This window comes from Microbacterium sufflavum (genome assembly GCF_023101165.1).
Lineage (GTDB): Bacteria > Actinomycetota > Actinomycetes > Actinomycetales > Microbacteriaceae > Microbacterium > Microbacterium sufflavum.
Genome location: NZ_CP078076.1, coordinates 577696 through 591416 on the forward strand (window position 1 = coordinate 577696; position 13721 = coordinate 591416).

The 13721-nt window shown below is 70.8% G+C and carries 9 protein-coding genes; 6 read left to right on the forward strand and 3 right to left on the reverse strand.

Going from position 1 to position 13721, the window contains the following annotated elements:
- Positions 1-600 carry an SGNH/GDSL hydrolase family protein gene (locus KV394_RS03005; protein WP_247982269.1) on the reverse strand — a complete coding sequence of 200 codons (600 nt, stop codon included), beginning with the start codon at positions 598-600 and terminating at the stop codon, positions 1-3.
- Complete coding sequence (locus KV394_RS03010) at positions 597-4667, reverse strand: Ig-like domain-containing protein (RefSeq protein WP_247982270.1); 4071 nt, start codon at positions 4665-4667, stop codon at positions 597-599. Before KV394_RS03010 ends, KV394_RS03005 begins: the two co-directional genes overlap by 4 nt.
- Positions 4668-4998: 331 nt before the next feature.
- On the opposite strand from KV394_RS03010, the gene KV394_RS03015 reads away from it, so the two are divergent.
- The 6 genes from KV394_RS03015 to KV394_RS03040 all read left to right on the forward strand — a co-directional run bounded on the left by KV394_RS03015 (position 4999) and on the right by KV394_RS03040 (position 12838).
- On the forward strand, positions 4999-5853 hold the full coding sequence (locus KV394_RS03015; protein WP_205812600.1) for a carbohydrate ABC transporter permease: 855 nt from the start codon (positions 4999-5001) through the stop codon (positions 5851-5853).
- Positions 5850-6755: a carbohydrate ABC transporter permease gene (locus tag KV394_RS03020; protein WP_136029501.1), complete on the forward strand. Its 906-nt coding sequence runs from the start codon at positions 5850-5852 to the stop codon at positions 6753-6755. Before KV394_RS03015 ends, KV394_RS03020 begins: the two co-directional genes overlap by 4 nt.
- Positions 6756-6804: 49 nt before the next feature.
- Entirely contained in the window at positions 6805-8136 is a 1332-nt protein-coding gene (locus KV394_RS03025) for a type 2 periplasmic-binding domain-containing protein (protein ID WP_247982271.1), read from the forward strand.
- 10 nt (positions 8137-8146) lie between these two features.
- Positions 8147-9556, forward strand: a complete 1410-nt coding sequence (locus tag KV394_RS03030; RefSeq protein WP_247982272.1) for a BNR-4 repeat-containing protein — start codon at positions 8147-8149, stop codon at positions 9554-9556.
- Between the two features lie 64 nt (positions 9557-9620).
- Entirely contained in the window at positions 9621-11882 is a 2262-nt protein-coding gene (locus tag KV394_RS03035; RefSeq protein WP_136035245.1) for an FAD-dependent oxidoreductase, read from the forward strand.
- A gap of 68 nt (positions 11883-11950) precedes the next feature.
- Entirely contained in the window at positions 11951-12838 is an 888-nt protein-coding gene (locus KV394_RS03040; RefSeq protein ID WP_240744503.1) for a LacI family DNA-binding transcriptional regulator, read from the forward strand.
- Positions 12839-12849: 11 nt separating this feature from the next.
- Here KV394_RS03040 and KV394_RS03045 read toward each other — a convergent pair whose 3' ends face one another.
- Positions 12850-13659, reverse strand: coding sequence for a DeoR/GlpR family DNA-binding transcription regulator (locus KV394_RS03045; RefSeq protein ID WP_247982273.1), 810 nt, complete (start codon positions 13657-13659; stop codon positions 12850-12852).
- Positions 13660-13721 lie beyond the last annotated feature (62 nt).

The following is a 13721-nucleotide window of genomic DNA, read 5'->3' on the forward strand; positions in this document are numbered from 1 at the left end:
TTATCGACTATCGCTAATGGACGCGGCCGTGCGCCAGGCCTCGGCGATCAGCGCGGATCCGCGCGGCGTCGGATGCACGCCGTCCGGGGCGAGCTCCGCCACCGGCTGCCGTGTGGCGGCGGCCGTGAGCACCTCGTGGAGCGGCACGAAGGCGGCACCATGCGACGCGGCCAGGTCGCGCACGACCGCCCGCTTGCCGTCGAGGTCGTCGAGCCACTCGCGCTGCTCCTGCGTCACCGGAAGGAAGTACGGCTCCATGAGGATCAGGCGGGGGCCCCGCTCCCCGGCGACGCCGGCCAGCAGCGGGTCGAGCGTCGCCCGGAACTCCTCCGCCGACGTCGGGTCGTCGCTGTCGAACCGTCGCCACATGTCGTTCACGCCGACGTACACGGTCAGCAGCTCCGGCGCGGTCGGCAGGAGCTCGGAGTCCCACCGGGCGGCCAGGTCCCGCGCACGGTTCCCGGCGATGCCGAGGTTCCGCACGGTCGCGCCGGCCGCCCGCAGCCCCGGGGCGAGGAGGGCCACGTAGCCGTCACCGAGGGAGTCGGGGTCGGCACGGTCGCGCCCCGCATCCGTGATGGAGTCTCCGATGAACGTCACTCGCACCGGGGCACCTCTTCCTCATCGTCCTTGAGCTTGGGCTTGACCGAGGTCTCCAGCTCGACCGTCGCGCCCGCGTAGGTCACGGTCAGCGTCTGGTGCGGACGCACCTTGCTGCTGTCGAACCCGCTCACCATATCGGCCGTGACCTGCTGCGTCGTGAGGGTGCCGTCGCTCCAGCGCACCCCGAGGATCATCCCGGTGACGTCGAGCTCCTCGCCGCGCAGGTAGCGGGTCTTGGGGTCGGCCTCCGCAGCCCAGCAGATGCCGGTCACGCTCGCGGGCGGCGGCGTGGGGCGCACGGCGAGGGCCGTCGTCTTGCCGTAGTGGTACACGTTGAAGAAGCCGTCCGCTCCGATGCGCAGGTTCTCCCGCGCATCGACCATGCTCCACACGGTCACGCCGTCCACCCGGAACACGATGCGCGTGCCCTCGCCCTCCGCGATCGCGCCGAACTCGATGCGGTGCGAGGTGTCGGGGGCGATGACGGTGTTGGGGATCGCGTCGAGCATCGTCTGACCGGGGGTCCAGCTCTGGAACTCGATCGTGTCCTGCTTGATCACCACGAGGTATCCGGTGTTGGAGTTCTGCCACGCGGGCACACCGGTCTGGTCGGACCGCGCCTGAAAGCCGTACCACCCTCCGGAGAAGGCACCGAAGTCCGCGTCGAACTGCAGGAGCGTGTCACCGAAGCGCTCGCCCTCGTAGCCGTGCACCCCCTCGCCGCTGATCACCACGCCCGCGTCGTCGACGGCGATGTGGTCGGATGTGCTCCAGGCCGCGGGATCCTTCAACTGCGCGTCCAGCCGGGTCGTCGGGTACTCCGCGTCGGCGACGGTGACCGTCAGGGTGTCGCTGAACGCGGGGTCCGCGACCGAGGTGGCCGTGATGGTCGCGGTGCCCGCGGCGACGGCGGCGATGCGGCCGTCCGCCACCGTGGCGACCGCGGGGGCGTCGCTGGTCCAGGTCACCCTGGCGTCGCTGGCGTCCTGCGGGGCGACCGTCGCGGCGACCGTCCGCCGCTCCCCCACCGAGAGCGCCACCGCATCGGCGTCGAGGGCGACCCCGGTCACGGGCACCCCGGAGAGGGAGAACCCGATGTCGTCGAAGTCCAGCGACGGGTAGTTCTCGACGTAGAAGCCCACGCGACCGGCCGCACCCGGCGCGGGATCGGCCCCCTCGAGGGCGATCGCGCCGTTGACAGAGATGCGGATCCGCCCGTCCTGGACCGCGATGCGCACGTGCGAGGTCGCACCGGGGACGAGGCCCTGCTCGGCGGGCACGACCTTCTCGGCGACCACCTGCCAGGCGTCGTCGAAGATGGTCCAGGTCGGGCCGGCCGCGGCCTGACGGAAGCGGATGTAACCGCCGCCCTTGCCGTTGCGGTCGTACACGATGAGCCCCGCGTTGGTGGGCGTCGTCGCCGGTGTCGTCACGTCGAAGTCGAGCACGAACTCGGTGAAGTCGCGCGGCAGGATGCTGTTCGCGCCCTTGAGGATCCGGTAGACCTTGTCACCCGTGGCGTCGGCCTGGATGCTGCGGTTGGGGTCGGTCGCCCAGCCGTTCGACCCCGACTCGAAGTCGGTGAAGTGCAGCACGCCGTCGCCCTCCTCCACGATCACCTCGATGGTCGCGGTCTTGGCGGCGTCGGCTTTCGCGGTCGCCGTGATGGTCGTGGTGCCGGGGCCCATGCCCAGCACGACGCCCGTGTCGTCCACGGTCGCGACGGCGGCGTCGGCGGAGGCGTAGGTCACCGCGGTGTCGTCGGCGTTCCAGGGCAGCGGCACGGCGCGCACGCGCACCTGGTCGCCGGCGTCGATCGTGACCGAGTCGCTGTCGAACGCGATGTCCTCCAGCGGGACCGACTGCGGCTGCTGCGTCTGGCCGATGTGTCCGTCGACCCCGATCTCGCCGAACGCGATCGCCTCGAAGCCGGGGATCTGGTCGAACACGGCGGCGTCGGCCTTCAGCGTGTAGTCGCCGCCGGCGGCGTCGACGAACCCGGGGTCGGCGTCGGCCACCCAGTTGTCCTCGTAGTTCAGCAGGTTCTTGCCGTCCTTGGCGCCGTGCTCGTTGACGCCCGCCATGCGGGGGCGGTTCGGGTTCCAGACCACGTTCTCGGCGAACGTGCTGTGGTTCGGGAAGTAGTGGTCGTCCTCGAAGAAGTGCCCGAGCTCGGGGTACTTCTCCAGATACGGCGTGCCGACGAAGTCGTTGTTGTCGGCGAACACCTGCTGCCAGGCGGGCATGTAGTCCTTGTCGACGACGTTGCCCTCGTGGTCGCCCATCCACTGCTCGTAGTTGTCGTAGGGCGCGTAGGCGTCGACGAAGACGTTGTTGCGCGCCTCGATGTAGTCGGCGGATCCGCTCTTGATGGCGCCGTTGCCCATGTTGACGAACACGTTCTTCTCGATCGTGAGGTCCCACGTGAAGTTGTCGGCGTAGATGCCCTCGACGCCCGCCATGCCGGCGCCGATGTCGTGGAAGTAGTTCTCCCGGAAGACGTGTCCGCGCTGCTGCGGCGTCTTGCCGGAGTTCATGTAGATCGCGCCGAGGTCGTGGAACTGCTTGCAGACGTCGTACACCTCGTTGCGCTCGAAGAGGTGGTCGTTGCCGTGCACGATGATGCCGGGGTGCGGCGCGTCGTGGATCTCGTTGTTCTTGGCGACGTTGCCGACCCCGTCGAACATCACACCGGGGTTGTAGGCCTTGTGGTAGTACGCGAAGTCGGCGATCTCGGAGTTCTCGACCCGGTTGCGGCCCGGCTCGAGGGTGGTCTTGTCGCCGCCCTGGAGCACCACGCCGACGCCGCCGACGTGCGTGAGCCGGCTGTCGGTGACGGCGTGGTCGCGGCCGCCGCGATTCACCGGGATGCCGTCGTAGGTGTAGCGCCCCGGCGAGTTGATGAGCACGCCGCCGTCGGTGAAGTTGCGGATGTCGCTGTGCGAGATCGTGACGTGGGAGCCGCCGAGGATCACGGCGGCGGTGGCGCGGCCGTACTCCAGGACGAGGTCGTCGAAGTTCACGTACGACGCCCCGTCGGCGCGCAGCATCGGCTCGTCGAGCGTGGTGACGGTGACGTCGCCGCGTCCGGACGTGAAGGCGGCGTTGGGGATGAGGTAGAGCTTCCCCGCCGCGCGGTCGATGTAGTACTCGCCCGGTGCGTCGAGCTCCTCCAGCAGGTTCTGCGCGAAGTGGAAGTCGGGGAACCAGCTCTTCATGATCCCGGACATCTCGCCGTAGCGGAGGGTGATCGTCTTCGCCGCGGTGTCGATGCTCTCGATCTTGTTGTACGACCACTCCCAGCTGTAGCCGAAGATGCCGTCCAGCCACACGTCGTCGGCCTGGGTCCAGTACTGGGGCCGGTCGTAGCCGTACGTGAAGGTGCCGCCGCGGTTCTGCAGATCCGGGTCGTTGCGGTCGGGGCCGACGTCGATGATGTCGCCCATCTGCACGGTGGGGGTGGCGGCGTCGGCGTTGGGCCAGCGCGCGAGCGTCATGCCCTGGCCGTCGATGAAGAGCTCCATCGGCGGGGTGGTGCTGACGTCGTTGGCCTTCCAGTAGCCGTGGCGGCTGAGCTGGCCGTAGTCGGTGATGCCGAGGCCGGCGAGGTCGACCGCGACCACCTGGTCGCGGGCGGCGGGGTCGATGATCCGGTCGGTGACGGCGGCGTCCTCGACGGGCGCGAACTCGTCGCGGGGCAGCGCGCGACCGCCGGTGAGCGTGGCGGTCTCGCCCGGATAGGAGCGGTAGGTGATCGGGGCGTCGGCGGTACCGGAGTCCTGCTCGCCGATCTCGAACGAGGCGCTGCGCGGGTACTCGCCCTCGCGCAGGTAGACCGTGAGGCCGTCTGCGGGGATCTGCTCGTCGGCTTTGAGTGCCCGGATGCGGTCCCTGGCTCCCTCGAGGGTGGCGAGCGGGTCGTCCTTGGTGCCGGCGGCGTCGTCGTCACCCCCCGGTGCGATGTAGAGGGCGTCGTCGTCGACCGCGGCCGACGCCGCGGGGGCGACGCCGAGGGCGGATCCGAACACGGCGGCCAGGGCCAGTCCTGCCAGCACACGCTTCATTGCGTCTCCGAACTCTCGATTCCCGCGCGAAGAGCTCGCGCGGTGCCGCAGCGGGCGGCTGCACAGGACCCTACCCAATCGATAATCGACTATCAAGGATCGATTCTTAAGTATGCGCAGCGCTTCACAGATTTCACAGTTCATACCAATTCATCACTCTTGGGCTCTCCGGTTGACGAGCCCGTAATCTGCCGGAAATACTGAGGAAGCCCGAGACCGCACCGCGAGCGTGCGGACACATCACCCCAGGCCAAGGATGACCTAGATGACAGAACAGACCATTTCCTCACAGATAGGAACAGGTCGCCGCCCCCGTCGCCTCTCCGACGGGATGTTCGCGCTCCTCCTCACGGCCCCCGGCCTCGCGCTCCTCGCCGCGGTCGTCGTGTACCCGCTCATCACCGCGCTGATCACCGCGTTCTACAAGCAGAGCCTCGTCGAACCGGGACGCGAGTTCGTCGGCTTCCAGAACATCGTCGACGTCCTCACCGGGGAGTTCGTCCAGCTCCTCGTGCAGACCCTCGTCTTCACGCTCGGCACGACCATCGCGCCGTTCGTCATCGGCTTCGGTCTCGCGCTCGCCCTCAACACGCGCATCCGCGGTGCCAAGGTGCTGCGCGGCCTCATGCTCATCCCCTGGCTGATCCCCGGCGTGGTCGTGTCGTTCCTGTGGATGTGGATCTTCAACGCCAACTACGGCGTGCTCAACGCGGCCCTGGAGACCGTGGGACTCATCGACTCCCCGCAGGCGTGGCTCGCGAACCCCACCACCGCCATGATCGCCGTCATCGTCGCGAAGACCTGGCAGTCGTTCCCCTGGATGATGGTCATGCTCCTCGCCGGCCTGCAGACCGTCCCGATCGAACTGCACGAGGCCGCGGAGATCGACGGCGCCGGGACCATCCGCCGCTTCTTCTCCATCACGGTCCCGCAGATGAGCGGCATCATCGGGCTCGTGATCCTGCTGGAGTTCATCTGGAACTTCCAGCACTTCGACATCATCTACGTCCTCACCGGCGGCGGCCCCGCCGGCTCCACCCAGACCTTCGCCACGGCGGTGTACGAGACCGCGTTCGACGGCTTCGACCTCGGTCACGCCGGCGCGATCGGGCTCCTCTGGATGGTCCTGCTGATGGCGCTCGTCGTCGTCTACGTCCGCCTGTCCGAAAAGGGAGAGAAGCGATGACCGCCGTGCTGACCGAGGAGACGGTGACCGCCGTCGCCGCCCCGCCCGCTCCCCCGCGGCGCCGCCGCGCCCGCGCCGACCGCCGCGCCTCCACCATCAGCGCCTGGATCGCCGTGGTCGTGTTCGGCGGGTTCGCGCTGCTGCCCGTGTACTGGCTGCTCGCGACCTCCCTCACCCCGCGCACCGAAGTGTTCAGCTACCCGCCCAAGCTCTTCCCCACGGAGATCACCTTCGAGGCCTATGCCGCGCTCGCGAACAACCCCGCGCTGTTCGGCTACCTCCGCAACAGCATCGTGGTCTCGGTCATCACCGCGATCCTCTCGGTGCTGGTCTCGGCCTACATGGGCTACGCGTTCTCGAAGTTCCGCTACCGCGGGCGCCGCAGCCTCATGTACTTCGTGCTGGCCTCGCAGATGTTCCCGCAGGCGCTGCTGCTCATCACCCTCTACGCGGTGTTCTCGGCCTACGGGCTGCTGAACACCTACACGGCGCTGGTGCTGTCGTTCACCACGTTCACGCTGCCGCTGTGCGTGTGGATGCTGAAGGGCTTCTTCGACACGATCCCGGACGAGCTCATCGAGGCCGCCCGCGTCGACGGCGCCTCCCGGATGCGCATCATCCACTCGATCGTCCTGCCCCTCGCGGCCCCCGGCCTCATCGCCGCCGGACTGTTCGCTTTCGTCCGCGGCTGGAACGACTTCATCTTCGCCCTCACCCTGGCCGGACCCGACAAGCAGACGCTGCCGCCCGGCCTCGTCAACACGTTCATCGGCGAGGCGTCGACCGCCTGGCCGGAGCTCATGGCGGCCTCGCTCGTGGTCTCGCTCCCCGTGGCCATCGCATTCATCGCCCTGCAGCGCTTCCTCGTCGGCGGTCTCACCGCCGGCGCGGTCAAGGGCTGACCCGCACCACCCCTCACCCGCAGTCCCTCGAAGAAGAGAGAGCACCCCCATGTCCGAGAACACCACCGTCTCCCGTCGCCAGCTCCTCCAGTTCGCCGGGCTCGGCGCCGCCGGCCTCCTGCTCGCCGGCTGCATGCCGAGCGGCGGCGGCAGCGGCTCCACCAGCCCCGCGTCGTCCGCCGGCTCCGCCTTCGGCACCGGCGACTTCACCGCCACCGACTTCTCGTTCTCGAGCTGGTCGCTCACCGAAGAGGCCGCGGCCCCGGCCACCCGCGCCCTGCTGGAGGGCTACACCAGCGCCCAGAAGGTCGGCATCACCGAGGTGTCGTTCCCCTACAACGAGTACTTCAAGCAGCTCATGCTGCAGGTGCGCGGCGGGCAGTTCACGGGCGCCGCCCACGTCGACGTCGCCTGGCTCGCCTCCCTCGCCGCCCTCGGCAAGCTCGAAGACGTCTCCGCGCTCACGAAGGACCGCGGCTACACGGCCTCCAGCCTCGAGGCCACCCAGCTCGACGGCGTGCAGTACGCGTTCCCGTGGACCATCGGCGCGATCGGCCTCATCACCAACTCCGAGCTCCTCGACAGGGCCGGCATCTCGCAGTTCCCGACCACGGTCGACGACTTCGAGTCCTCGCTGAAGAAGCTCAAGGGTCTCGGCGGCGGGCTCATCCCCTACGCCGCCTCCACCAAGGCCGCCCAGCTCAAGGACATCCTCATCTGGATGCAGACCTTCGGCAGCGACCTCGTCAAGGACGGCGAGGTCACGATCGGCGACGACGCGAGCATCGAGGCGGTGTCCTGGTACAAGTCGCTGTACGACCAGGGCCTCATCGCCGCCGACGTCGACCGCTTCGACGCCCGCTCCCTGTTCGCGCAGGGGCGTGCCGCCATCTACGACGACGCCCCGGTGGGCCGCGGCTCCGTCACCAAGGACTCGCCGGACCCGGACCTCGCGTCCAAGCTCGTGCCCGAGTCGCGGCCGGTCCTGAAGAAGGGCGACACCCCGCGCGCGCTCGTGTGGGGCGGCGCGATCGCGATCGTCGGCGGAGGCGAGGGCGACAGCGCGCGCACCGCCGCCGACTTCGGGCAGTGGGCCACGAGCGACCTCGACGCCGTGCTCGGCGACTACGAGCTGCGCGGCCTGCCGCCCGTGACCGAAGAGGCCCAGACGTCCGAGGTCGTCTCGTCCGATGCGTTCGGCGCCCGCTTCGCGGAGAAGATCACCGCGACCGCCACCACCAACCCGTTCTGGCAGTTCCCCCAGTACGCGCAGATCGAGACCGCCATCGCCGACCGCGTGCAGGCCGTGCTCGTGGGCCAGCAGAGCGCCAAGGACGCCATGTCCCAGGCCGGCGACGAAGCGCAGAAGCTGCTGGGCTGAGGCCGCCGCCATGTCCTTCCGCTCGAAGACCGGCGCCGCCGTCGCCGCCGTGGTCGCCGCCGTCGCGCTCGCCGTGCCCGCACAGGCCGACGTCACGACCACCACCGTCGAGACCCTGCCCGTCACGGTCGACAGCTCCAACCAGTCCGGCTGGTGGAACCCGCTCGTCGTCGTCGGCGACCGCACCTTCTTCGCCTACAACGTGCCGGGCTCGGTCGCCGCGAAGCACCGGGTGAACGTCGCCGTGCGCACCGCGGACGGCACGTGGACCTCGGGGTGTCTGAAGCTCGCCACGGGCGTCTGCGCCGAGTACGACGACGACAACGGCCACAACCAGCCGTCGCTCGCCGTCGACGGGAACGGACACATCCACGCGTTCGTGTCGATGCACCACGAGCCCTGGAAGTACTTCCGCTCCACGACGCCGTTCGACGTCACCTCGCTCGTCGACGTCAGCGCCGAGATGCCCGACGCCGGTGCCGCGATCTCGTACCCGGTGACCGCCCAGGGCGCGGACGGGGACGTATGGCTCATGGTCCGCGTCGGCGCCGACCCGCAGGCCCGCAGGGACGGCGTGCTGTACCACTACGATCCCGCCGTCGGCACGTGGGCCCGCGAGACCGTGATCGCCGCCGCCGTCAACCACTCCTTCTACCCGGACGACCTCGAGGTCGATGCCGACGGCAGGGTGCACGTGCTGTGGGAGTGGGGGCCCTGGCCCGCCGACCCCTACCGTCACCTCGGCTCGTACGCGGTGTACGACCCGGCCACGGGCGGCTCCCGCGACGTCGCCGGCCAGGCCCTGCCCACCCCGATCCGTCCGGACACCCCCGGGGCGGTCGTGTGGCGCGGGTACGAGCAGGGCGAGACCATCGGCGACGCCGTGCCCGCCGTGCAGACCGCGAAGATGGCGATCGCCGACGGCGCGCTGGTCGGTGTCACCTACCGCTACGCCGACACGACCGAGAACGACTTCGACGTCCGCTGGGCCACCTGGAACGGCTCGGCCTGGACGAGCGAGACCCTCGTGGACACCGGCGCCCTCGGCAGCGGCGTGCAGACGATCGCCGCGCTGGACACCACGACCGCGGGCTCCGAGACCCGTGTCTACGCCGTGGTCTCGGTGCAGGACTGCGGAGTGACCCGCACGCAGACGGTGCTGCTGTCGCACACGACCGGCGCGTCGGGCTGGGCGGTCGAGGCCGTCGGCGACCCGACCACCGGGCAGCAGCGCCTCCGGGCGGCCACGCGCGATGACGGCACCGATGTGGTGTACCTGAGCGCACCCGCGGTTCCGGGCGGCGGCACCCTCCGCCACGCCGAGGTGCCGCGCGACGGGCAGCAGGGCGGCACCTCCCTCGCCGCGATCGTGTCCGCCCTGCGCGGCGACGCCGGCGGCTGCACGGACACGGGCTCGTGACCACCGCCGCCTCCGCAGCCGCCCTCTGAGCGGCACCCCTCTCCCCACCCCCGAAAGGACCCCCATGCGCACCCAGACCGTCGAAGCCGACATCATCGTCGTCGGCGGCGGCCTCGCCGGAGTGAGCGCCGCCGTCGCGGCCGCCCGCCTCGGCCGACGTACCGTGCTGATCAACAACCGGCCGGTGCTCGGCGGCAACTCCTCGTCGGAGGTGCGGGTGTGGGTGTGCGGGGCGACCGCGCACGGCAATCAGCGCTGGGCGCGCGAGACCGGGATCATCGGCGAGATGTACCGCGAGAACCAGTACCGCAATCCCGAGGGCAACCCGGTGTACTGGGACGACGTGGTGCTCGACATCGTGCGCCGGGAGCCCCACCTCACCCTCTTCCTCAACACCGAGGTGCTCGAGGCCGAGGCCACCGGACCCGACGACGCCCGTCGGGTCCGGTCGGTCACCGGGTGGACGATGGGCTCGGAGATCCGCACGGTGTTCCGTGCACCGCTGTTCATCGACTGCACGGGCGACGGCCTGGTGGGGCGCCTGGTCGGAGCGCGGCACCGGCTCGGCAAGGAGAGCAGGAGCGAGTTCGGCGAGGACTGGGCCCCCGAGCAGCCGGTGCGGGAGTTCCTCGGCTCGACGCTGCTGTTCTACACGAAGGACCTCGGGCACCCGGTCAAGTACGTCGCCCCCGAGAGCGCGAAGGACATCTCGACGACGCCGATCCCGTCCTCCCGCATCATCCGCAGCGGCGACAGCGGCGCGCACTACTGGTGGATCGAATGGGGTGGCACGCTCGACATCGTCGATGACAACGAGGCGATCCGCGACGAGCTGCGCTCCGTGATCCTGGGTATCTGGGACCACATCAAGAACTCCGGCGAGTTCGACGCCGACACCCTCACCCTGGAGTGGATCGGGAACATCCCCGGCAAGCGCGAGTACCGCCGCTTCATCGGCGACTACACGCTGCGCCAGCAGGACATCCTGGAGCAGACGTCGTTCGACGACGGCATCGCGTTCGGCGGCTGGTCCATCGACCTGCACCCCGCCGAGGGCATGTACGCGACGGGCGCCGGCGCGGTGCAGCGCTTCTCCGACGGGGTGTTCGAGATCCCGTTCCGGTCGCTGTACTCCGTCAACGTCGACAACCTGCTCATGGCCGGTCGCGACATCTCCGCGACGCACATCGCGTTCGGGGCCGCGCGGGTCATGGCCACCTGCGCCGCGATGGGTGAGGCCGCGGGCACCGCCGCCGCCCTCTGCTATGCGTTCGACGCCACCCCGCGCGAGCTGTACGAGCAGCACCGCGCGGAGCTGCGCCAGACGCTGCTGCGCGCCGACGCCAGCCTCATCGGCGTCGCCAACGAGGACGACTCCGACCTCGCCCGCACCGCGGCCGTGACCGCCTCCAGCACGCTGCGCACCATCGGCACCGCGGCGAGCGCCACCGCGGACGCCGTCCCGCACGCGCTCGTCGAAGACCTCGGCATCGTGGTTCCGGTGCATCCGCGACTGGAGACGACCGAGCTCCTGCTCTCCGCCGAGGCCGACACGCAGGTCACCGTCGAGGTGTGGTCGACGGGTCGCCCGCAGAATGTCGTGCCCGCGCGGCTCGAGCACCGCACCGTGGTGGAGGTTCCGGCCGGCGGACCCTCGTGGGTGCGCGCGGACACCCCGTTCGCCCCGGACGAGCCCCAGAACGCGATCGTCGTGGTGAGGGCCGCCCCCGGCGTGCACGCGCACCTGACGTCTCCACTGCCGCCCGGCGTGCTCACGCTGGTGCACCGCGTCGACAACGACGACCGCAACGTCGAGGTCGACCGCGACGGCCTGCTGGTGCAGTGGCCGACGAAGCCCCTGCGCGGACGCAGCCCCGTGTTCCGCACGAGCCCGCCCTCGGAGGCGCTGGCCCCGGAGCGGGCGACGTCGGGGTACAACCGGCCCTTCGGCGGACCCCACCTGTGGGCGTCGGACCCCGCGGCGGACGGGCCCGCCTGGCTCCGCCTGGACTGGGAGCACCCCGTCGAGGCCGCGGAGGTGCGTCTGGTGTTCGACGACGACGTCGACCTCGAGCTCAACACGCTGCACCACCATCGCAGCCCCGACGAGGTGATGCCCCCGCTCGTGCGCGACTACCGTGTCGAGGTGCAGGCGCCCGGTGCGGACGAGTGGCGCGTGGTCGCCGAGGAGCACGACAACCGCCATCGACTGCGGGTGCACCCGCTCCCCGCCGACCTCGGGCCGTTCACCGCGGCGCGCCTCGTGGTGGAGCGCACGAACGGCGCCGCGGAGGCCAGGGTCGTCGCGTTCCGGGTGCAATCGTGACGGAGAGCGCTAACGTGAAGGGCATCCGCCGGCACGGCGGCGACCGTCGTCCCTCCAGGAGGCCGCAGGTGACCACCTCGCCCGGCGGCCGCGTGCTCCCCGCCGCGCGCGCCACCCGCACGGGCCTCATCGCGCTCGCGGTGCCGCACCTGGAGGAGCCCTACTTCGCCGAGCTGGGGTCGCGCATCGTGCGCGCCGCCGATGAGCGCGGTCTCGCCGTGCTCATCGTCCAGACCGAGGGCGACCACGGCCGCGAGATCGACGTCGCGAACGGTGTGGGGCTCCCGCCGATCGACGGTCTCATCCACATCCCGCGCTCCCTCACGGTGGCCGACCTCACCCGGCGCACGTCGCCGGGCCCGCTCGTGCTGCTGGGCGAGCACATCCAGGTGAGCCCGTTCACGCACGTGACGATCGACAACCGCGCGGCGGCGTTCACCGCCACCGAGCATCTCCTGGCGGTCGGCTGTCGTCGCATCGGCTTCGTCGGGCGCCGCGACGCGCGCCCCTCGGATGCGGCGGACCGGCGGCACACCGGATACCTGGAGGCCCTCGCGGCCGCGGGCCTTCCCGCCGACCCCGTCCTCACCGCGCAGGTCGATGCGTTCACGGCGGAGGAGGGCGAGCGGGTGGCGGGCGCCATGGCCGCCGCGATCTCCGACCTCGACGGCCTCGTGTGCTCGAACGACTCGGTGGCCCTCGGCGCTCTCGCTGCCCTGCAGGCGCGGGGGCGACGGGTGCCGGCCGATGTCGCGGTGGTGGGGATCGACGACATCCGCGCCGCGCGCTTCGCGGTCCCCGCGCTCACGACGATCGCCCCCGACCACGAGAAGCTCGTCGATGCCGCGTTCACCGAGCTGGAGCGTCAGATCGCCGCCCCGCCCGGAGCCGACCTCCCGGTGCGGCACGTGACCGTCGATGCCCGGCTCGTCCGTCGGGCGAGCACGGCTCGATGACCGTCGCGGACTCAGTCCGCCAGGGCCGTGGCGAGCGCCCGCTCGTCGCCGGCGTCGCGCGGTGCGAGGTGCAGGGTTCCGACGTGGGCGTCGAGCGCCTCCCTGGCCGCGCCGTCGAGCCCGTCGTCGGTGATGAGACGGTCGATGTCGCTGAGGTCGGCCACCGTCGTGAGACCGACCACGCCCCAGCGGTCGTGCTCGGCGAGCACCACGACTTCGCGGCCGGCGGCCATGAGCGCGCGGTTCGTCTCGGCCTCGAGCAGGTTCATCGTGGTCATGCCCGCCTGCACGTCGAGGCCGTGCGCGTCGAGGAAGACGAGGTCGCAGTGCAGGTGCTCGAGCGCGCGCACGGCCACGGGGCCGACGAGGGCCTGCGACGGCGTTCGGACGCCCCCGGTGAGCACGACGGTCTGCGTGTAGGGCGCGTCGGCGCGTTCGGGCGGCGAGAAGAGGTCGGACACCGGGAGCGCGTTGGTGACGACCGTGAGCTCGGGGACCTGCACGAGCGCGCGGGCCAGGGCGAGCGCGGTGGCTCCCCCGGAGATGCCGACGGCCATGCCGGGCTCCACGAGCGCGGCGGCCGCGGCGACGATCGCGCGCCGCTCGTCCGAGATCGCGGGAGCCGGGAGCAGCCGCTGCGGGCCGCGCACGCGCACACCCCCGCGGATGCGCTCGACGGCGCCTTCCTCGGCGAGCTGGTCGATGTCGCGCCGCACCGTCATCTCGCTCACCTGCAGCGTGGCGGCGAGTTCGCCGATGGAGGCCGTACCGCGGTCGCGGGTGAGGGCGAGGATGCGCTCGCGTCGCTCCGTGACCAGCACGCGGTCTCCTTCCGGTGGGGCCTCCAGTCTGCCACGCGCCCCCTCGGCCCGCCGCGGTCGAC

Bases quoted from the DNA above. Each gene is read 5' to 3' on its own strand.
- KV394_RS03035 (WP_136035245.1), top strand. From the start codon at position 9,621: ATGCGCACCCAGACCGTCGAAGCCGACATCATCGTCGTCGGCGGCGGC.
- KV394_RS03015 (WP_205812600.1), top strand. From the start codon at position 4,999: ATGTTCGCGCTCCTCCTCACGGCCCCCGGCCTCGCGCTCCTCGCCGCG.
- KV394_RS03020 (WP_136029501.1), top strand. From the start codon at position 5,850: ATGACCGCCGTGCTGACCGAGGAGACGGTGACCGCCGTCGCCGCCCCG.
- KV394_RS03025 (WP_247982271.1), top strand. From the start codon at position 6,805: ATGTCCGAGAACACCACCGTCTCCCGTCGCCAGCTCCTCCAGTTCGCC.
- KV394_RS03010 (WP_247982270.1), bottom strand. From the start codon at position 4,667: ATGAAGCGTGTGCTGGCAGGACTGGCCCTGGCCGCCGTGTTCGGATCC.
- KV394_RS03030 (WP_247982272.1), top strand. From the start codon at position 8,147: ATGTCCTTCCGCTCGAAGACCGGCGCCGCCGTCGCCGCCGTGGTCGCC.